Source organism: Hansschlegelia sp. KR7-227 (assembly GCF_049446035.1).
In the GTDB taxonomy this organism is placed as follows: domain Bacteria; phylum Pseudomonadota; class Alphaproteobacteria; order Rhizobiales; family Methylopilaceae; genus Methylopila.
The window spans coordinates 2469688-2487418 of record NZ_JBMSEA010000001.1; the positions used below are offsets into that span (position 1 = coordinate 2469688).

Below are 17731 nucleotides of genomic sequence, written 5' to 3' on the forward strand. Positions count from 1 at the left end.
CTTGCATAAAACGCCAGTTTGTCACTCAATTTCCGAGGGACGTTCCAAATCAGGGTCTAATGTGAAAGATTCTTTCACCAGCGCACTCGATCGTATCGATCTGAAAATTCTTCGCGCGCTTCATGCGGATGGACGGCTGACGAACGCCGACCTCGCGACGCGCGTGGGCGTCAGCGCAGCCACCTGCCACCGGCGAACGCAGCGGTTGTTCGAGAAGGGTCACATCACTGGGGTTCGGGCGGAGGTAGCCCCCACTTCGGTCGGTCTGGGGGCGCTCGTTATGATCGGCGTCGTGCTCGACCGTTCCTCGCCCGACAGCCGCAACAACTTCGAGGAAGCGGTGCTGAAGGTGAAGGAGATCATTGACTGCATCCTGGTGGCGGGCGAGTTCGATTACTTCCTGAAGATCCGCGCACGCGACATCGCCGATTTCAACAAGCTGCAGAGTCAGACCCTCATCGCGCTCCCAGGCGTCCAGAACACCCGGACCTTTTTTGTTATGAGAGAGGTCAAAGAGAACGTCCGGCTGACATTCTGATGAGATGACAGCTTGGCAAGAGCCGCTGCGATGACGCACTACTATGTTATGGCTTCGTTCGCCGGGCCTTGCGACGGCGTCATCTGCAAAATCCGCCTAAGGACGCGACTGTGCTCGGCTGCCAAACACCGGTTTAGGTTCTACGATCGAACGTCCGGCTTGCGCCGCAACGGCCGCGACCGCTATTGGCGCCTTTCAGCATCCAGATCCCGTGGGGCCGGCGCTGGCGTCAGCGCGTTGTCGCGCAAAGTCGATGGACGCCTTGAAGGCTGCTGTCGGGTTACGGCGGCTGGGGCAGTAGAGGCTCAAGGGTGACTGAGCGGGCATCCAGTCCTCAAGGACGCGTGCGAGCCTGCCTGCCTCAATGTCGTCCCAGACGGTCATTTCGTGCGCACCCGTCTGGTGCGGCGGATTGCGCCGGAGGCGGGCTGGGCGCGCACGCCCAACCGGTTCTACCGACTCGGCGCTGCGTTCGGCCACATCGATGGCCTGCACTGAAAGCGAGCTACGATCCATCGATGGCTGCGGGTGGCGATCAGGGATTGCCGGCTCGCCGCCCGTCCCGGCCGGTTACATCGGACGCGCTGGCGTCATCCCCACGGATGAGGGATTGGCTGTAGGCGCCGATGAGGAATTGCCGCTCGCACACCGGGGCAAATCGAAAAGCCGCCCCAAATCCGCCTCACAGAGGCTTTGACACGGAAGAGGTAGAGTTAAGTGCTTGAAATCGTTGGTAGCGGAGGACCGTTTCGGCCACTCTAGCCGAACGCAACCCATTGAAATCGTCAGTCTCGGCACATGGCGCGAAAGTACGGTTCGTGCGCTCGCGAAGCTCCTCGCCGCATGACCGCATCGCCCGAACTTGCAACCTTCTGGAAGGTGCCGCGGCTATCGCGGCATTCATCTAAAACGCTGCATCAAAAAGCCCTGCCTCTCTCCTCGGAAGAAAGGGGCTTGAACCATCAGCACAACAAGGACGTTTTTGCATGGATGCCACAAGCGCGACTATCTCAAATCGTCGCTCGGGATTATCACGATGAAAGCGTATGATCTCTGGTCTCCAGACCCCTTCTCGGGCCGGGCACTCAGCTTTTCGACCCCCAGCGACTTCGCTGCGCGACCGGCGCGCGAGTTCATAGTCGACGGCCTCTTCGCGCTCGACGAGGTGTCGGTAGTTTTTGGTGCGCCAGAGGCCGGAAAGTCGAATTTCGTGACGGACCTGTGCTGCCGCGCGGCCAGCGCGATGCCGTGGTTCGGCCGGCCCACGGGTGATTTGCTCTATGCCGACGGTCCGGCGCCGATTGGCGTGCTTTATCTCGCGCTAGAGCGGACCGCCCAGGTCGAACGCCGCATCTGCGCGTTCGTGCACGAACACGCCGTCGACTTCGAGCTTCCGGTCGCCGTATGCGGCGCTCCAATAGACTTACGCGAGCCTTCGGCTGGCGATCATATCGCCGCCAGCGCATGGTCAGCGGCGGAGCGGATGCGGATTGGCGATTATGCGCCGCCAGTGAACCTCGTCGTTATCGACACCTTGGCGAGAGGACTGGCCGGCGGCAGCGATAGCGACGAAGCCGCCCTTTCGATGATGTTGCATTCCGTTGACCGCATTCGGAAGCACATCGGCGCGCACGTACTGCTCGTTCATCACACGCCCCTGGCCGATGATGCTCGTATGCGCGGCCACGGGTCGCTCAACGGGGCCATCGACCTGAGCATAAACGTCAAGCGAAAGGCGGGCGGCCACTTCGCTACTGTCCTCAAGAACAGCGATGGCCCGGACAAGTCGCGGTTCGCCTTCACGCTGAAGAACGTGGATCTCCCCGCTCTCAAAGACGGCCGTGTTCCGTGCGCGCCCGTTGTCGTTCCAGCCGAGGGCAACCTTGCAGGCCTATTGAACGAGCCGACCGAGATCGAGCAGGCCAAGCCGCGCGCTCTCACGGTGGCACAACAAGGCGTCTTGTCCGCTCTAGAGGCGGCCATCGCAGATGCCGACGGTGTGTCCGTCACAGAGGCGACGTGGCGCGCCCGCTACGACGTGGACAACGCCTCAACCGACACGGCTGCAGCGAAGAAAATGCGCTTCCGCCGTGGTCGAGAGACGCTAGTCGCCGAAGCACTTATCGTCACTTCCGGGGATGGCCGCTGGAGCGTAACAGCCCCTCGGTAACAGCGAAACATCGATGACGTAACGTAACATTTTTGTGTGGTGTTACGGCGCAGCGTGTAACGGCGTAACATGTAACACCCCCCCTTTAAAGGGGGTGTTTACTGTTATGCGTTACGCTGCTGAGATACGTTGGAGGAGAAGAACAAATGGGCTGAGAGCTGCGGCCATGGCGAAAGTCAATGCGTCGGAAGTTCTGACGTGACCCCCGTTTTCATCCAGCGAAAGCGAGAGTCCTGTCGTTATCTGAGCCATCGTCGATGGCGGGTGCAAGAGGCCGAAGCCGGAGCGGTCGGGTTGCGCAGCGGTTCGGCCGGCGGTTTCGATGAGGACGCGGGCGTGGTCCCCAGCCGTCATCCAGCCGAACTTCGAGTGTGGTCGCTCCTTCGTTGTAGTCGCGGCACCAAGCTGCGAGCCTGGCCCGGGCGTGCGGCAGTGACCGGAACAGCGTCTCGTTCACAGTTCATCCCGCAGCCGGCCGTTGAAGCTCTCGATAAAGCTGTTCTGCTGCGGCTTGCCTGGCGCGATGTAATGCCAGCCGACGCCGGTCTCGTCCGCCCAGCTCAAGATCGCGTTCGAGGCGAACTCCGCGCGATTATGTACGCGGGATTTCCCAGCGCTGCGAACACCGCCACGGTCGCGATCTGCCTCGTCCGGACGTCGAGGCCGGGCCGGGCCCAGACCTCGCCGAGCGCGTAGCCCTCGGTCGCCTCGGACCGGGACGGCGCATTTTACGTAACGCAAACGCCGTCCAGCGCCAGCGCTTCGCCGGCGAGATGAAGCGATCCAGTGATCAGAATTCTAGGCGGATCGCTTGGAAAACGCCTGGCGATGATCCGCAACGCTTCCGGGATCGAATCCACTGCTTCGGCGGCGCAACCGGCCCGACGGGCGGACAGTACGATGTCGAGCGGGCGCCGACTTGCGACCGCGGCGATGGGAACCGCGAATACGCTCGGCGCATGGCGCGTAAAGGCTTCGAAGAAGCCGTCTGAATCCTTTGTCCGCATCATGCCTGCGATCAGCATGAGCGGACGCGGAGAGCCTCGCTGGAGTTGCTCGAGGGTAAGCGCGATCGCCCGGCCGCCGTCCGGATTATGTCCGCCGTCCAACCAAATCTCGGAGTCCATCGGCGCGAGACCGGCAAGGCGACCATTTTGGAGCGACTGCATTCGCGCCGGCCATTTGGCGCACGACAGACCGGCTTCGATGTGGCGAACTTCGATCGCCCACTCCTCACACGCCCTTGCGACGGCTATCGCGCAGCCCGCGTTTTCGATCTGATGGGAGCCGATCAAGCTGGGGAGCGGCAAGGAAAGCCGCTGCCTCTCGTCCTCGTAGATTAACGCGCCGTGCGCCTCATGCGCGAGCCAGTCACGACCCGCTATGCGAAGCCTGGCGCCGACCAATTCGGACGCCTGTTCGATCGCAGCGAGCGCCTCCGGCTGCTGGCGGGCGATGAAGGCCGGCGTCGCAGATTTGAGGATCCCTGCCTTCTCTAGCGCGATCGAGCCGACGTCGTCGCCAAGAAACTCGCGGTGATCCAGGCCGACGGACGTGATGACGCTGGCGGCGGCTGACGGAACGACGTTCGTCGCGTCGCATCGACCGCCCAATCCCACTTCGAGCAGAAAGACGTCAGCGGGGTGTCTCGAGAAGAGGAGGAAGGCCGCGGCCGTCGTGATCTCGAAGAAGGTTATGGGCCGACCCGCATTGACACGTTCGACCTCTGCGAAGCTCTCCGCAAGCTGGGTCTCGCTGACGAGCACGCCGCCCCCCCGCCGGCCGAGCCTGATGCGCTCGTGAAAACGCAGGAGATGCGGCGACGTGTAGACGTGCACCGCCAAACCGCGGGCTTCGAGCATCGATTTCAGAAAGGCCGTCGTCGAGCCTTTCCCATTGGTGCCGGCCACCTGCACGGTCGCGGGAAGACGCCGTTCGGGATGTCCGAGATCGGCGAGCAGACGCTGCATTCGCCCAAGCGAGAGCTCGATCTCCTTGGGGTGCATCTGAAGGAAACGCGCCAAGAACGCGTCGCTGCGCAGATGCGACGGCGCGCAGAGCAAATCGGCCATAAGCGCAGGGTCTGTGACGCTTGCTCCAGCGTTGCGTCGGGCATGCCCGGCGCCCCCGCTCGGCTGGTTGAACTGACTTCTAGCGCTCATGGGCATGAGCCTCCTGCCGACTTCCCGCCGGCGCCTCCAGGATTGCCAGCCTCGGCGCGAGGCGCGGTTCTCGGTCGCCGGGCGAACCGTTCGCGCCGCATTCCAGGAATGCGCGAACCGTGCAGGTTTCACAGATCTTCGGATCGAGACGCGGGTAGATGGCCGAGATAGCTTGGGCCTTCGAGCCGAAGATCCGGTCGGTGCCGAGCCACTTCAGGAAGCCGGTTCGGCCCCAAAGCTCGATCACAGCCGCTCTGGGCCGATGAAAGTAGAGATCTCCGTTCTCCGCGCGCCGTCGGACGCCTTCCATCTTCCACAGGTCCGCGCCTGCGAGATCGATGAAGTTCATGCTCCTCGCCATCACCAGAAGGTGTTTCTGGCCGGGCGCCTGGAGCCTGAGCGCGTGAAGCCTGTCGCCGACGAATTGCGTGGCGCCGTAGTAGGTGGCCCCCTCGATCCTCAGCAGCTTGAGCTGCGGGCATTCGGCGGGCGGCTGCTCGAACTCATCGAGCGGCGTGAAGCGCCGTGAGGGGTCGGATGGATCCGGTGCCAAGATCTTGAAGTGCGGCCGCGACGTTCGCTTCAGATAGGCCGCCAGCGACATGCCCGCGCCGAGCATGATGGCGACATGAAACGGCAGACACACCATAGCGCAGAACGTGGTCGCGGCGATCGCGAACTCGATCCGGTTGAGCCGGGCGAGCTCGATAAAGCGAGAAAAGTCGAGGAGGCTCCACGCCGTGTAAATCAACAGTCCGGCGATGGCGGCCGTCGGAAGCTGCCGCAAGAGGGGCGCGGCGACTGCGACGAGACCCATCAGCGCCGCCGCCGCGAAGATCGCAGCGACAGGCGTCCGAGCGCCTGCCTCGAAGTTGGGGAGGGAACGATTGAGCGAACCACAGGACAGATAGGAAGAAGAAAGGCCGCCGAACACATTCGACAAGCCCTGTCCCACGAACTCGCGATTGACGTCGATGCGCTCTCCCGACCTCGCCGCGACCGCCTTGGCGATCGAGACAGACTGACCAAGAGCGATGATGGCGAGGGCGGCGGCGGCGGCTGCGAGGCGAGCCAAATCCTGAAGCGGAGGCTCGGGAATGGCGAAGGATGGGATCGCCGTCGGTATCGCGCCGATCACAGTGACCGCCTCTGAGCCGAGGCGTAGGTTGATTGCTTCCGACAACGCCCAACCGACGATCAATCCGATCAACATGAAGGGGATTTTCCGGGAGATCGCGCGCAGGCCGACTGCGACGACAAGGGTCGCAACGCCCACGCCCAACGCCGCCCAGTTGATCGAGCGCCAGTTCTCGAACGCGCTGACAAGCGCCGCCGCCGGTCCATGTCCGCTGGCTGACGGCAGTCCAAGCATGTCGGGCAGCGCATAGCAGGCGATCAGCGCCGCGGCTCCACTTGTGAATCCAAGCAGGACGGCGGGAGAGAGGAAGTCGGTCAGGCTTCCGAGCTTAAGCGCGCCGACGGCGAACTGGATCACCCCGACCATAATCGTCACCGCAAGGGCGAGCGCGATGTAGTCCGGGCTGCCGGCGACGGCAATCGGACTGATGGCGGCGAACAGCGCGAGGGAGTTCGCGTTGGTCGGACCGGACACGACGTGAGAGCTCGATCCGAAGATGGCAGCGACGACCGTCGGCACGATCGCGCTGTAGAGCCCATACTGGGGCGGCAGGCCCGCAAGTGTCGCGAATGCGATGCCCTGCGGCAGCACGAGCAACGCGCCCAGCAGGCCGGCCACCAGATCAGCCTGCATCGTACGCAGCGTTACTCGACGCCACCATCCTGAGGTCAGGGTCATCCCGGCCGCCGTCGCATTTGGCGACCCGGCAGGGCGCAAGGACCCGATGCCGCCCCAGAGCATGGAGCGGCGCAAAGCATGTCAATGCCGCGCATTTTCGATCAGACGCGTTGTGGCGCTACGACGTAAGCGCCGGGTTTGAAACAGTCGATTGAGCTCCGTCATCGACGGCGCTCCGAACGTTGAGCGGAAACAGTCTGCCGTCTTGCGCGACCTTGATGGCCGGCCCCTGGCCTCTGAAATGTGGCGGCCAGGAAGAAGTGTGTCGGAGCTCGGCCGGCACGGCCGGTATGATCAGGCGTTCGAGCTCATCGAGGCGCCCCGCCGATTTTGCGATCCGATACTTCGCGCTGTGAATGCATTCGCGATCGCGGAATTCGCAGAGGTTCTTCGCAGTGCCTCCACACGGACCGTTCGCCAGCCCCTTGGGGCAGGTTTCTGGACAGACGTACTGGGTCGCCGCGAGCCGGCACATACCGCAGGTTTCGCAGCCGAAGATCGGGTTCTTGATAGCGCGCTCCACGCGCTCGGTAAGTTTGCCCGCCGCCGTCCGCCGGCCGATGGCGCGGACGGCGGTCCCAAACAGTCGCGACAGCGGCCCGCGCTCGAACGCCCAGTCATGGACGAACTTCATCGCGTGATACTTCGCGCGCGCCTTCCCCGACGCGAACTGCGTCGTACCCTTGAGCAGGTACCAAGGAGCATCCCGTGGAGCCAGAGACGCTCGGTCACTGCTCGGAAGCGTGCAGGCCTCCTCCCAGGCGCGCCGCCATGTGATCCGATCCGGACATATCTCCGAGCATTCGCGGACGATGCCCTGGAGCTCCTTGACCTTCGCGAGCGAGTGGATCCCCGTGAGTTGCACGCCCGCGTAGCCGAGATAGCGAACGCCGAGGATCTGGAGCGCGAGCCGCCTCATCGCCCGGGCGACGCCGCGATCGGACGTCAGAGCTTCGTCCGCTTCAAGCAGAGCCAGGAACGAGTCCGTGACGGTGACGCCTGCGAGCTGATTGGCGCGGATGTAACGCGCTCTAGCAGCTGTCATTGGCATCAGGTTGGCGACGATCGGCGTGTTGTACCTCCGACCATCGATCCAGTACATTGCCTCTTCATGCTTGACGATGTCGTACCCCACCTGGGTTATGATGAGATCGCATCCCGCATTTATCTTTTTGCCCAGCTTCAGGTACTGTGCCATCCCGTCTTCTTCGCGATACTTGAAAGGATTGAGCGCCCCGGCGACGAAGATGTTCGGATTGAACGCCTTCGCCATCGCGATGCCGGGAACTGACTCGAGATATCGCGGACGCGAGCCGACAGGCTCCTCGTGCAATCGGTCGCCCGTCAGCATGAGGATGTTCTCGAGGCCGTTGTCCTGCATCCGGCGCAGGGTGTCCTCGAGATGATGCGTCTCCCGCCCCTTGCCAGAGAAATGGACGAGCGGCTGCTTGCCGGTCTTGGCCATCAGATGGCTCGCGGCGGCAAGCGGGTCCGGATCGTGATCGGAAATCACCCGGTCAGTGACCGAGAACCCCGTTAACGTCGGCATGAGGCTAACGGCGGAGGCCAGTTCCTCGAGCTTGCTGAAGTCGTCCCTCAGCACCTTTTGACTCGAGGGTATGTACTCGAGCGACCAGAAGAACCGACGGTCCCTGAGAGCGCTTCGCAACGCGTTTGAGGGACCTTCCACCCCAGTCCGTGGCGTTGAAGAACCTGCCGGCGCCGTGATGACCGCATCGTCCATGACTAGACCCCGACCGCGCCAGCGCGCTCCATGTCCTTGGCCTCGATCGCTCCGGCCGCAAAGCCCTTGACGGCCTCTTCGTAGAGCAGGTCGAGCACGCGCTCCTTCAGCTCGCCATATTGCGCAGAGGTAAAGAGGTGCATGTCGCGCGGTCGCGCGATCGGCACGTCGATGATCTCCTTCACGCAAGTCGGCTTGTAGCTCAGCACGATGATCTGGTCCGCGAGGAAGATCGCCTCGTCGACTTCCGACGTGACGAACAGCGTCGTCGTCCGATGCTCCTCGAACAACTGCCCGAAGTATTCCTGCATCAGGCCGCGGGACATGTGATCGAGGCCGCGGAAAGGTTCGTCCAGCAGTAGGAGATCAGGCCTGTTGATCAAAGCGCGCGCGACCTCGGCGCGCCTCTGCATCCCCCCCGAGAGCTGGTTCGGATATCGAGCCTCGAAGCCGCTCAGCCCGACTTTCTTCAGCAGCGCATTCGCTTCGCTCCGCGCCTTGCTCGCCGCCCGTCCGGCCTGGAGGGGCCCAAACGCGACATTCTCGGTGAGAGACATCCAGGGAAAGAGCGCCGTCTCCTGGAACACGAGCATGCGATCTGGACCAGGTCCGCGAACCTCGGATCCGTTGACCTTCACCGAGCCAACGCTTGGCCTTTCATGCCCCGCGAGCAGCTTGACGATGGTGCTTTTTCCCGCACCGGACGGCCCAATCAGGACAGTCAGCTTGTTCGGCTCCAGCGCGAAGGAGCAATTGCGAAGAACCACCTCGGCCTCGCCGGCGCGGGAATAGACCTTCCCAACGCCTTCGAGTTCGGCGCTGAATGACGTTCCGTTTCTACCCACAGTCGCCTCCCTCACGCGAATTCACGTTCGCCGGCCGTGAAAGCTTTGACAGCCTCCTCGTGCACGGCCTCGATCGCTTCCTCTTTCCGGCGCAGAAACTCCGGAGTTCCGAGCATCTTGATGTCGCGCGGGCGCGGTAGGTCGACGAAGATGGTCTGCTTAATCCGGCCGGGCCTAGAGGACATAACTAGAACACGGTCCGCCAGATAGATCGCCTCCTCAAGATCGTGGGTAATGAAGAGTACGGTCTTCTTCGACATGTCGTAGAGCTCGAGAAGAGCGTTTTGCGTAACGGCCTTAGAGAGAGCGTCGAGGCCGCGAAACGGCTCATCCAGCAGAATAACCCTGGGATTGTTGAGGATCGCGCGGATGATTTCTACACGTCGGCACATTCCCGAAGAGATCATCCCGGGATAAAGGTCCATCACGTCCGACAGACCGACGCGGGCGAGAAGAGTTTCGGCGCGCTTCGTGACGCTCGCCTCGTTCTCCACGCCGCGCAGCAAGGGGCCCCTGATCAGGTTCTCCCGAATCGTGGCCCAGGGGAACAATGCGCCGTTCTGAAACACCACGATGCGGTCTGGTCCGGGCTTGGGGGCCGAACCCGGTCGGTTGATCCATTCGCCGTCGAGATAGACGACGCCGTCGGAGAGTTCGTCGAAGCCGGCGATCGCGTTGAGCAGCGTCGACTTTCCGCAGCCGGACGGACCGACGATGGCGCAGAACTCGCCAGGCCGGATCTCGATCGAGCAGTTGTCCAGGGCGACGACGGAGTTCGGCCCCGGCGAATAGACCTTCGAGGCGTTGCGGATTGAGATCCACCCCGACTGGCCGGTGGTCTTGAATTCGTAGCTCGCATAAATCCTCGCAAGCTCCCGGACCAGAGCCTCTCCCTGCGGGCCGTTTCGCTGGCAGGTTTCCTGGAAGCGACGGCCATCGATCGCGAGGACCTTCGTTTCGGTCTCGCAGCGCGCCGAGATTACACGGGCCGCGCCCTGGACGGCCGCGGCGTAGCCAAACAGTTGACCCGGCGTCGCGGTCTCCTGAGTGATGGACAGGTTGTGGTCGTTGAGGCGGACTTCCGGGTGTCCGACCCGGCCGTCCATGAGGATGTAGAAGTCCGCCGCCTGATCGCCCTTGGCGAAAATGAAGTCATGGGGGGCGAATGTTTCCTCGCGAGCGTAAAACGAGATCTCGTCGAGCATTGGTCGAGGGGCCTGGCTCATGAACGAGTTGAGCCGAAGCACGCTAAGTCTGTTCTCTCGGGTGGTCATTGGTGCGCTCCGTCTCAACGCCGGGTCCACGGCGCCGCGGTGCGCCCGATCAAGCTCATGGCCACGCTAGACAGCAGCCCCGCGATGCCGATGCTAATCATCCCGATGATGATGCCGACCATCGATTGGCTCATGTACGAGTTCCAGGTCAGATAGCCGAGGCCGTCGCTACCGGACGCCATCTCAGCGGCGATAACGACTTCCCACGTGATCGCGATAGCGATCGTCAGGCCTGTGAACAGCGACGGCAGCGTCGCCGGCACGAGGATTTTCCAGAACATGGCGGCGCGCCCAGCGCCGAGCGACCGAGCCGCCTGGATGTAGCGGATATCGACGTTGTCGATGCCCGCGAGGACGTTGATGAAGATCGGGAAGAAGGCGCCGATGAAGGTCAGGTAGACCATCGTCATTTCAGACGAGGGCCAGAACAGGATCGCCAGCGGCAGCCAGGCGACCGGAGGGATCGGCCGAACGATCTCGAGGATCGGGAACACGGACTGACGGGCTCTGACCGACGTGCCGATCCAGATCCCGAGGGGCACAGCGAGCGCCGCGGCGATCCCGAAGCCGAGGAAAACGCGTCGCGCGCTGCTAACCCAGCTCATCCAATAGCCTTCCTGCTGGATGAACGATGGGATCGCGGCAGCGACCTCCGCCGGACTGGGAAGCAGAGCGAGGTATCCAAGCGTCCGCACCAGCTGCCAGATAGCGAAGAACAGCAGAATGCCGGTGGCCTGCTGGAGGATCGTCGAGTTGAGGGACATGCGCCTGGCCTTGGACTTGACGGCTTGCGGGGCGGTGGCGATCGCGGCGGATTCGACTTGGGCGCTCATGCCTCACCTCTCGATTTCTGCTGCCAGCGCATCAGAAACTGTCCGACGGCCCTGATCATTGCGCTGGACAGCCAACCGAGTACGCCGAGCGTGATCATGCCGATGAAGATGTTGGGAATGGCCACCTGAGTGTAGCCGTCGAAAATCATGTAGCCGAGGCCGGCGCGGCCGGCGATCAGTTCCCCGCCGACCAGCGAGAACCAGGCGACGCCCATTGCGATCTGCATGCCGGTGAAGATAAACGGCAGCGCGCCAGGCACGACGACCCGGAAGAGCACCGCGCGCTTCGAATAGCCCAGGCAGCTCGCCGCGCGAAAGTAGTTCTCGTCGATCGAACGCACGCCCAGATATGTGTTGAGGACGGTCGCGAAGAAGCTCGCGAGCATCGTCACGAAAATGACCGGCGACTCGGTGCCTGCGAATATCAGGACCGCGATAGGAACCCACGCCAGCGGGGGGATCGGACGCAGCAGCTCGACAAGAGGAAACAACAAGTTGTGGCCGAGCTTGCTCCACCCGATCAAGATGCCGATCGGCGCGCCGAGCGCGATCGAGAGGAAAAAAGCGACGTACACCCGCAATACGCTTATCGCGATGTGCTCGTAATAGTCCGGCGTGAAGAGCGAGATGCCGTATTGCGGCTCGCGGCTGGTCCACTGTTCGAACAGGTACAGCGGGTTCGGGATGAAATTGAACCGCGGGAGCTGGAAGACGGCGGTCGCGAGATACCAAAGGGCGAAGAAGACCGCGAACCCTAAGGCGGTCCTGCGGACGGGCTTGCTAAGCAGCGCACGACGCAACCGAAGCATCGGGGCGCCACGGGCGATCGGCCAGTCGGGCGACCGCCTCAGACGCGCGTCATAATCGTCCAAGCTCGGCGCGGCCGTCGTGTTCTGCGTTCGGCCTACCGCGAACTGAGTTGTTGCCATGACATGTCTCTCTCGTGTTCTGGCGGGATGGCCCGGACGCCAAGACCTTTGGCGCCCAGGCCGATCGTCGGCGCTGCCAGTCAGCCGCCCGACACGAGTTGGTCGCCCTTGTAGGGACAGTCTTCCGCTTCTTTCGCGGTGAGTTCAAACAGCCCCTTTGTCGGATCGAGGTTGAGCTCCTTGAACGCCTGTTCGATGAGGTCGGTCCTGATGGCGCTGTCAGGAAGCGTCGGCGCCTGGACGACTTTGAGGCCCTTCAGAAACTCATAGATGCGGCCGACCAAGCCCCGTTCTTCAGACGTGATGGTCATCATCGCCTTGAACGCGACCGGGTCCGGCTTCACCCTCTCCGGCGGGTTGCCGTAGATCGAGTGCCACAGCTCTTCACGCGTGTAGTCCGGCAGTTCCTTCTTGAGGACCTCGATCGCCTCCTTCGGCTTGTCGCGGAGATAGTACAGCGCCTCAATGTTCGCCTTGAGCCAGGCGACCGCGACATCCCGATGCTTGTCGATGAAGTCGCCGCGCATCAGGATGGCGTTGGCGTCGCTCTCGCCAAGGTCCGCCGAAGACGCTGCAAAGTCGGCGTAGCCATCGAAAACAGCCTTGGTCGCATGCGGCTCGTAGACGGCCGCTGCGTCGATGCGGCCGGCCTGCAGACTGGTGACGATCACCTCGGCCTGCATCTGCTGCCAGACAGGCTTAATGCCTGCCTTCTTCGTCACACTCTGGGCGAGCCGGTCAGCGCAGCTGCCTTTAGGGACGCCGACTGTCTTGCCATCGAGCCATTTCACGGCTTCTTCGGTCGTGGCGAACTGAGGCGCGCCTTTACGCACCAGTAGCAAACCGCACATGCGGCTCGGCGAAACCGCATTCATGCCGACCATATAGACCGGCGCAATCGCAGACTTCGTGGTCGAGAGCACAGCGGGGTTGTCGCCGAGGTAGCCGATCTGCTGCTTGTTGGCGAGCAGGTCAGTGATGACCGGCGGGCCTTGCAGGTTACGCTTCCACTCCACTTTGCTCCCTTCCGGCAGCCACTTCTGCCAGAGGTTGAGCTGTTTCATCAGAATGGTGTCCCACGCGCCGGTCCAGCCGACGAACAGGTTCGTGCTGATGGAGACCGGCTCGCCGGATGCACGCTTCGCCTGTTGGGCGACTGCGTCATACGAAGACGTATTGTATTCGGTGGCCGCGACCGGGCCGGCGCCCAAAAGCGCCCCCACGAGGGTCGCTGCCCACAGTCTACTGTTGAGCTTCATCACCAAGCGCTTCCCCTTTATTTTGTTTTATTTCGTTCTTTGGATTCCTATTCGGCTGCTTCGTGGGCGAAACCTCCATTGCTGGTGCCGGCCTGCTTGAGAAATTTCTCTCGCTCTTCAGGCGTCATTCGGAAGGTGTTTTCCTCGAGCGGGTACGCGCTCGCCACGACCGCGTCGCGGTATTCCGTGAGCGCGGTTTCGATGATCGGGCGAACGTCGGCAAATGCGCCGCGGTTCTTCGGAATTGGGAATGCGCTGTAGCCGACCAGATCACCGCTGATGTGGTAGACGCCGTCGTTCTTCGTGCCGCCGCCGAGCGTGATCATGGGCGCCGCGAAGGTCTCCGCGAGGTAAGCGGCGACGTCGGTCGGCACCTGCTCGACGATGAAGGCGAAAACGCCGGCTTCGATGAAGGCGCGGGCGTCGTCTATGATCTTCATCGCGTCGTCGGCCATTCGGCCCTTGACGCCGAAGCCGCTCTGCTCGGTGCGACGCGAGGCCTGCATTCCGATGTGGCCCATGACCGGGATGCCCGCTCGAACGATCTCGGCGATGTATTCGGCCGTGTAGCGGTTCCCCTCGCATTTTACGCAGTCCGCGCCGCCCTCCGCGACCAGTCTGGTCGCGCTGACGATCGCCTGCTCTTTCGACGCGTGATAGCTCATGTACGGCATGTGGCCGACGACGAAGCCGAACTTGGTCACGCGGCTGACAGCGCGGGTCAGCGCGAGCTGCTCTTCGAATTTCACTGTCGTCGGATCGGGATGGCCCAGCAGCGCCATCGGCCCGGCGTTGCCGACGACAAGGAAATCGAAACCGACGCGATCGGCGATGGCGGCCATAGGCGCGTCATACACGCCAATCGATGTGATTTTTTGACCGGCCTTCTTCTTGTCATAGACCGATTTGATCGTAACTTTCTTACGCTTTGCAGGCTCCACCTTAGAACTCCCTATGTCAATTAGCACCAACATTATGATATACATGCTTGACAATTCTGGTGCTGGGCCGACATTAGGCTCATGAAACTCAGTACGGCAAGTGAAGATGTATTAATACAGAGTTATTACTTATGTTAATCAGCCCATAAATCTCAGTTATCAGTTTTGAATTGCTCTTAGAACGCTTTTGGGGATTGAGGGAGGGCCGAAATGGACTGCTCCGCCAGACGCACGTTTCCCGACGACTTGGGCGAGTTCGACTGGAACCGTCTGCGCGTGTTTCGGATCGCCGTCGACGCGGGCAGCTTCACTCGGGCTGGCGCGCTTCTGGGCCTGAGCCAATCAGCGGTCAGTCGGCAGATCGCCGGCCTTGAGGCCTCGCTCAAGATTCCGCTGTTTCATCGCGGAGCGCATGGTCTGGCGCTCACCGAGGCAGGCGAGATTTTCCACGCCGCCGTCACTTCGATGTTCGAGCGTCTCGCGATGGGGCTCGCGCGCATCGACGATTTCCGCGGGGCCGCATCCGGCCCCCTCCGGATCGCGACGGCCGTCGTTTTCGGGTCGTCCTGGCTGACGTCGAAAATGACGAAGTTTCGCCGAGACTACCCGGATATCAGCCTGACGCTGTTGCTGTCGGACAATATCGAACTCGACCTGTCGACCCGCCAAGCCGACATCGCGATCCGTTTCTTCAATCAAACGCAGCCGAATCTCATCCAACGACACCTCATGACCCTGCCGTTTCGGGTTTACGCGTCGCGTCAATATCTCGCCGAGAAAGGCGTCCCTGAGACGATCGCCGATCTCGATGGGCACGACCTGATCTCCTACGGGGACTATCTGCCGGCCCATGTCCACGATCTGGATTGGCTGGTGAAAGTCGGCATGCCGGCCGACCAGCCGAGGCCTGCGGTGCTGCGGGCGAGCAGCGTGTACGCGATCCTCAGAGCGGTGAAGGGCGGGTTAGGGCTCGGGCTGCTGCCGGCCTATCTGCAGGAGGATCTCCTCGACCTTGTCGAAGTCCTTCAGGACATCCGCAAGCCGGTCGTCGAAGCCTTCCTGGTCTACCCCGAGGAGGTCCGACGGTCGCGCCGGATCGAGGCCGCGACGCGCTTTCTCATGTCGGAGGCGAAGGAGGACTTCCGGGCGCCTCAGGAACCAGCGGTATGAGCAGGGCCATGCGGCTGCGGACTACCCCGATGCGCGCCAGACGGGTTCCTCGCAAGATCAATAGAAGCCTAGGCTACCGGTACCGAAAGTCACTTGGGGACTGATATGCTCACCGAACTTCAGCACGGCCCGGCGATCACCACCTCCGACCAAGACGTCAAGGTCGGAGAGATCGTTCAAATCGGCAGCTCCACCACGAGCTATGGAGAGATGGTGCCGAACATCTTGAAGCTTGCCTGCCCCAACAGGCGCGGCATCGTCGCGACCGTCAGCAACCTGCTGTTCGAAGCGGGCTTCAACATTCGGGAGGCGGCGCAGTACGACGATCATGAGACCGGTCAGTTCTTCATGCGCGTCGCCTTCGACGGCTCCGGCTCCCGAAGCCATCTCGAGACCCGGCTCGGCGCCGCGGAAAAGCACTTCCAGATGACGCGTTCGCTGCGCTTGGACAAGCGGCCTCAGCGCGTTCTCGTCCTCGTGTCCCGCTTCGATCACTGTCTCGCCGATCTGCTCTATCGCCAATATGTCGGCGAGATGAACATGCAGATCGCCGGCGTGGTCGCGAACTATCCTCGCGAGACCTACGCCCGGCTCGATTTCGACGGCGCGCCGTTTCACTATTTTCCAATCACGAAGGACACGAAGAAGGAGCAGGAGAAACGGCTGTTCGACGTCATCGATGAGACCGAAGCCGATCTCGTCGTTCTCGCTCGCTACATGCAGGTGCTTTCCGATGAGGCGACCGAACGCCTGGCCGGTCGGTGCATCAACATCCACCATTCGTTCCTGCCTGGCTTCAAGGGCGCTCGGCCCTACCACCAGGCGCATGCCCGTGGCGTGAAACTGATCGGCGCGACCGCTCACTACGTCACCGGCGAGCTCGACGAGGGCCCGATCATCGAGCAGGACGTCGAGCGGGTTTCCCACGGCGACACGCCTGACGCCCTGGTGCGCAAGGGACGCGACATCGAGCGTCGTGTGCTCGCCAGGGCGGTCCGCTACCACATCGACGACCGCGTCATGATCAATGGTCCCCGGACCGTTGTGTTTCCGGACTGACGCCGCCATGACAGCCCAGATCATTGACGGTCGCGTCGAGGCGGACAAGCTGTTGGCGGAGGTCAGGCTCGGTGTCGGCGAATTGAGGCGCGACGCCGGTGTGGTGCCGTGCCTGGCAGTCGTCTTCGTCGGCGACGATCCGGCAAGCGAGATCTATGTCCGGAGCAAAACCCAACTCGCGACCGCGGTCGGGATCCGGTCCGTGAAGCACCTTCTGCCGGCGTCAGCGTCACAGGGCGAGCTGCTGGAGCTCATCGACGCCTTGAACGAGGATCCGGCCATTCACGGCATCCTCGTTCAGTTGCCGCTGCCGCCTCACATTTCTGCCGACAGCGTCCTGAACCGTATCCTTCGAGAGAAGGACGTCGACGGCTTCCATCCGACCAACGCCGGCTCGCTCGCGGTCGGCAAACCAACGATTGTGCCCTGCACCCCGCTGGGGTGCCTGCGACTGGTCAAGTCCGTTCGAGCCGACCTCACGGGTCTCGACGTCGTGGTGGTCGGACACTCCCGGATCGTCGGCAGGCCGGCGGCGCAGGTCTTTCTCAACGAGAACTGCTCCGTCACCGTGACCCACAAGGAATCGCGCGACGTCCCGGGATACTGCCGCGAAGCCGACATCTTGGTGGTGGCGGTCGGGCGGCCGCATTTGATCAAGGGCGACTGGATCAAGCCTGGCGCCACCGTCATCGACGTTGGCATCAACAGGATGGCGTCGGGCGACGCGGGCAGGATCGTCGGCGACGTGGAGTTCGGCGCGGCCTTACGCGTCGCGGGAGCGATCACACCTGTGCCCGGAGGCGTGGGCCCGATGACGGTCGCCGCCTTGATGTCGAACACGGTAGCCTGCGCGAAGGGCCTTGTATCGCTCAGCGGCTTGGACGCCGCCCACGGCGCGAAGGGCGAAACCGTCTTCGTTTAGAACGATTGTCGCCGACGCGCCGGCTCAAGACTGCTGACAACAAGCCGCGGCTGAACGCGGCGGAGGAAA

The 17731-nt window shown here is 62.6% G+C and carries 15 protein-coding genes and 2 pseudogenes; 6 read left to right on the forward strand and 11 right to left on the reverse strand.

Annotated features, from left to right (window positions below; all coding sequences use genetic code 11):
* Nucleotides 1–61: 61 nt before the first annotated feature.
* On the forward strand, nucleotides 62–538 hold the full coding sequence (locus tag ACO2RJ_RS11595; protein ID WP_423268167.1) for an Lrp/AsnC family transcriptional regulator: 477 nt from the start codon (nucleotides 62–64) through the stop codon (nucleotides 536–538).
* A 982-nt stretch (nucleotides 539–1520) separates the two neighbouring features.
* Nucleotides 1521–2708 carry an AAA family ATPase gene (locus tag ACO2RJ_RS11600; RefSeq protein WP_423268168.1) on the forward strand — a complete coding sequence of 396 codons (1188 nt, stop codon included), beginning with the start codon at nucleotides 1521–1523 and terminating at the stop codon, nucleotides 2706–2708.
* A 333-nt stretch (nucleotides 2709–3041) separates the two neighbouring features.
* Here the strand turns inward: ACO2RJ_RS11600 and ACO2RJ_RS11605 are convergent.
* The 6 genes and pseudogenes from ACO2RJ_RS11605 to ACO2RJ_RS11630 form a co-directional block, all read right to left on the reverse strand.
* Nucleotides 3042–3302 (reverse strand): annotated as a pseudogene (locus ACO2RJ_RS11605) (integrase core domain-containing protein); the annotation flags it as partial.
* Between the two features lie 14 nt (nucleotides 3303–3316).
* Nucleotides 3317–3430, reverse strand: a pseudogene (locus tag ACO2RJ_RS11610) (carboxymuconolactone decarboxylase family protein); the annotation flags it as partial.
* 6 nt (nucleotides 3431–3436) lie between these two features.
* Nucleotides 3437–4780, reverse strand: a complete 1344-nt coding sequence (locus ACO2RJ_RS11615; protein ID WP_423268169.1) for a bifunctional folylpolyglutamate synthase/dihydrofolate synthase — start codon at nucleotides 4778–4780, stop codon at nucleotides 3437–3439.
* A 79-nt stretch (nucleotides 4781–4859) separates the two neighbouring features.
* Nucleotides 4860–6686, reverse strand: coding sequence for a SulP family inorganic anion transporter (locus ACO2RJ_RS11620; RefSeq protein WP_423268170.1), 1827 nt, complete (start codon nucleotides 6684–6686; stop codon nucleotides 4860–4862).
* Between the two features lie 118 nt (nucleotides 6687–6804).
* A complete protein-coding gene (locus ACO2RJ_RS11625) occupies nucleotides 6805–8430 on the reverse strand; it encodes a methylenetetrahydrofolate reductase C-terminal domain-containing protein (protein WP_423268171.1) in 1626 nt (541 codons plus the stop codon).
* Between the two features lie 2 nt (nucleotides 8431–8432).
* Complete coding sequence (locus ACO2RJ_RS11630; RefSeq protein ID WP_423268965.1) at nucleotides 8433–9170, reverse strand: ABC transporter ATP-binding protein; 738 nt, start codon at nucleotides 9168–9170, stop codon at nucleotides 8433–8435.
* Between ACO2RJ_RS11630 and ACO2RJ_RS11635 the strand changes: the two genes are divergently transcribed.
* Nucleotides 9090–9257, forward strand: coding sequence for a hypothetical protein (locus ACO2RJ_RS11635; protein WP_423269001.1), 168 nt, complete (start codon nucleotides 9090–9092; stop codon nucleotides 9255–9257). The genes ACO2RJ_RS11630 and ACO2RJ_RS11635 overlap by 81 nt on opposite strands.
* A gap of 29 nt (nucleotides 9258–9286) precedes the next feature.
* Here the strand turns inward: ACO2RJ_RS11635 and ACO2RJ_RS11640 are convergent, their stop codons facing one another.
* The 5 genes from ACO2RJ_RS11640 to ACO2RJ_RS11660 form a co-directional block, all read right to left on the reverse strand.
* On the reverse strand, nucleotides 9287–10579 hold the full coding sequence (locus ACO2RJ_RS11640) for an ATP-binding cassette domain-containing protein (RefSeq protein ID WP_423268172.1): 1293 nt from the start codon (nucleotides 10577–10579) through the stop codon (nucleotides 9287–9289).
* Nucleotides 10564–11382, reverse strand: coding sequence for an ABC transporter permease (locus ACO2RJ_RS11645; RefSeq protein ID WP_423268173.1), 819 nt, complete (start codon nucleotides 11380–11382; stop codon nucleotides 10564–10566). The genes ACO2RJ_RS11640 and ACO2RJ_RS11645 overlap by 16 nt, the downstream gene beginning before the upstream one ends.
* Nucleotides 11379–12311, reverse strand: coding sequence for an ABC transporter permease subunit (locus ACO2RJ_RS11650; RefSeq protein WP_423268174.1), 933 nt, complete (start codon nucleotides 12309–12311; stop codon nucleotides 11379–11381). The genes ACO2RJ_RS11645 and ACO2RJ_RS11650 overlap by 4 nt, the downstream gene beginning before the upstream one ends.
* An 80-nt stretch (nucleotides 12312–12391) precedes the next feature.
* Nucleotides 12392–13570 (reverse strand): ABC transporter substrate-binding protein, encoded by a 1179-nt coding sequence (locus ACO2RJ_RS11655; RefSeq protein ID WP_423268966.1) that lies wholly within the window; start codon nucleotides 13568–13570, stop codon nucleotides 12392–12394.
* 47 nt (nucleotides 13571–13617) lie between these two features.
* The gene (locus tag ACO2RJ_RS11660; RefSeq protein WP_423268175.1) at nucleotides 13618–14511 is read right to left on the reverse strand and encodes a 3-methyl-2-oxobutanoate hydroxymethyltransferase; all 894 of its coding nucleotides are present in this window, start codon (nucleotides 14509–14511) and stop codon (nucleotides 13618–13620) included.
* Between the two features lie 210 nt (nucleotides 14512–14721).
* Between ACO2RJ_RS11660 and ACO2RJ_RS11665 the strand changes: the two genes are divergently transcribed.
* The 3 genes from ACO2RJ_RS11665 (at nucleotide 14722) to ACO2RJ_RS11675 (ending at nucleotide 17662) form a co-directional block, all read left to right on the forward strand.
* On the forward strand, nucleotides 14722–15681 hold the full coding sequence (locus ACO2RJ_RS11665) for a LysR family transcriptional regulator (RefSeq protein ID WP_423268176.1): 960 nt from the start codon (nucleotides 14722–14724) through the stop codon (nucleotides 15679–15681).
* A 210-nt stretch (nucleotides 15682–15891) separates the two neighbouring features.
* Complete coding sequence (gene purU / locus ACO2RJ_RS11670; protein ID WP_423268967.1) at nucleotides 15892–16740, forward strand: formyltetrahydrofolate deformylase; 849 nt, start codon at nucleotides 15892–15894, stop codon at nucleotides 16738–16740.
* Between the two features lie 7 nt (nucleotides 16741–16747).
* The gene (locus ACO2RJ_RS11675) at nucleotides 16748–17662 is read left to right on the forward strand and encodes a bifunctional 5,10-methylenetetrahydrofolate dehydrogenase/5,10-methenyltetrahydrofolate cyclohydrolase (RefSeq protein WP_423268968.1); all 915 of its coding nucleotides are present in this window, start codon (nucleotides 16748–16750) and stop codon (nucleotides 17660–17662) included.
* Nucleotides 17663–17731 lie beyond the last annotated feature (69 nt).

Bases quoted from the DNA above. Each gene is read 5' to 3' on its own strand.
- ACO2RJ_RS11665 (WP_423268176.1), top strand. From the start codon at position 14,722: ATGGACTGCTCCGCCAGACGCACGTTTCCCGACGACTTGGGCGAGTTC.
- ACO2RJ_RS11625 (WP_423268171.1), bottom strand. From the start codon at position 8,430: ATGGACGATGCGGTCATCACGGCGCCGGCAGGTTCTTCAACGCCACGG.
- ACO2RJ_RS11620 (WP_423268170.1), bottom strand. From the start codon at position 6,686: ATGACCCTGACCTCAGGATGGTGGCGTCGAGTAACGCTGCGTACGATG.
- ACO2RJ_RS11645 (WP_423268173.1), bottom strand. From the start codon at position 11,382: ATGAGCGCCCAAGTCGAATCCGCCGCGATCGCCACCGCCCCGCAAGCC.
- ACO2RJ_RS11675 (WP_423268968.1), top strand. From the start codon at position 16,748: ATGACAGCCCAGATCATTGACGGTCGCGTCGAGGCGGACAAGCTGTTG.
- purU (WP_423268967.1), top strand. From the start codon at position 15,892: ATGGTGCCGAACATCTTGAAGCTTGCCTGCCCCAACAGGCGCGGCATC.
- ACO2RJ_RS11650 (WP_423268174.1), bottom strand. From the start codon at position 12,311: ATGGCAACAACTCAGTTCGCGGTAGGCCGAACGCAGAACACGACGGCC.
- ACO2RJ_RS11615 (WP_423268169.1), bottom strand. From the start codon at position 4,780: ATGGCCGATTTGCTCTGCGCGCCGTCGCATCTGCGCAGCGACGCGTTC.
- ACO2RJ_RS11635 (WP_423269001.1), top strand. From the start codon at position 9,090: ATGCCCCGCGAGCAGCTTGACGATGGTGCTTTTTCCCGCACCGGACGG.
- ACO2RJ_RS11655 (WP_423268966.1), bottom strand. From the start codon at position 13,570: ATGAAGCTCAACAGTAGACTGTGGGCAGCGACCCTCGTGGGGGCGCTT.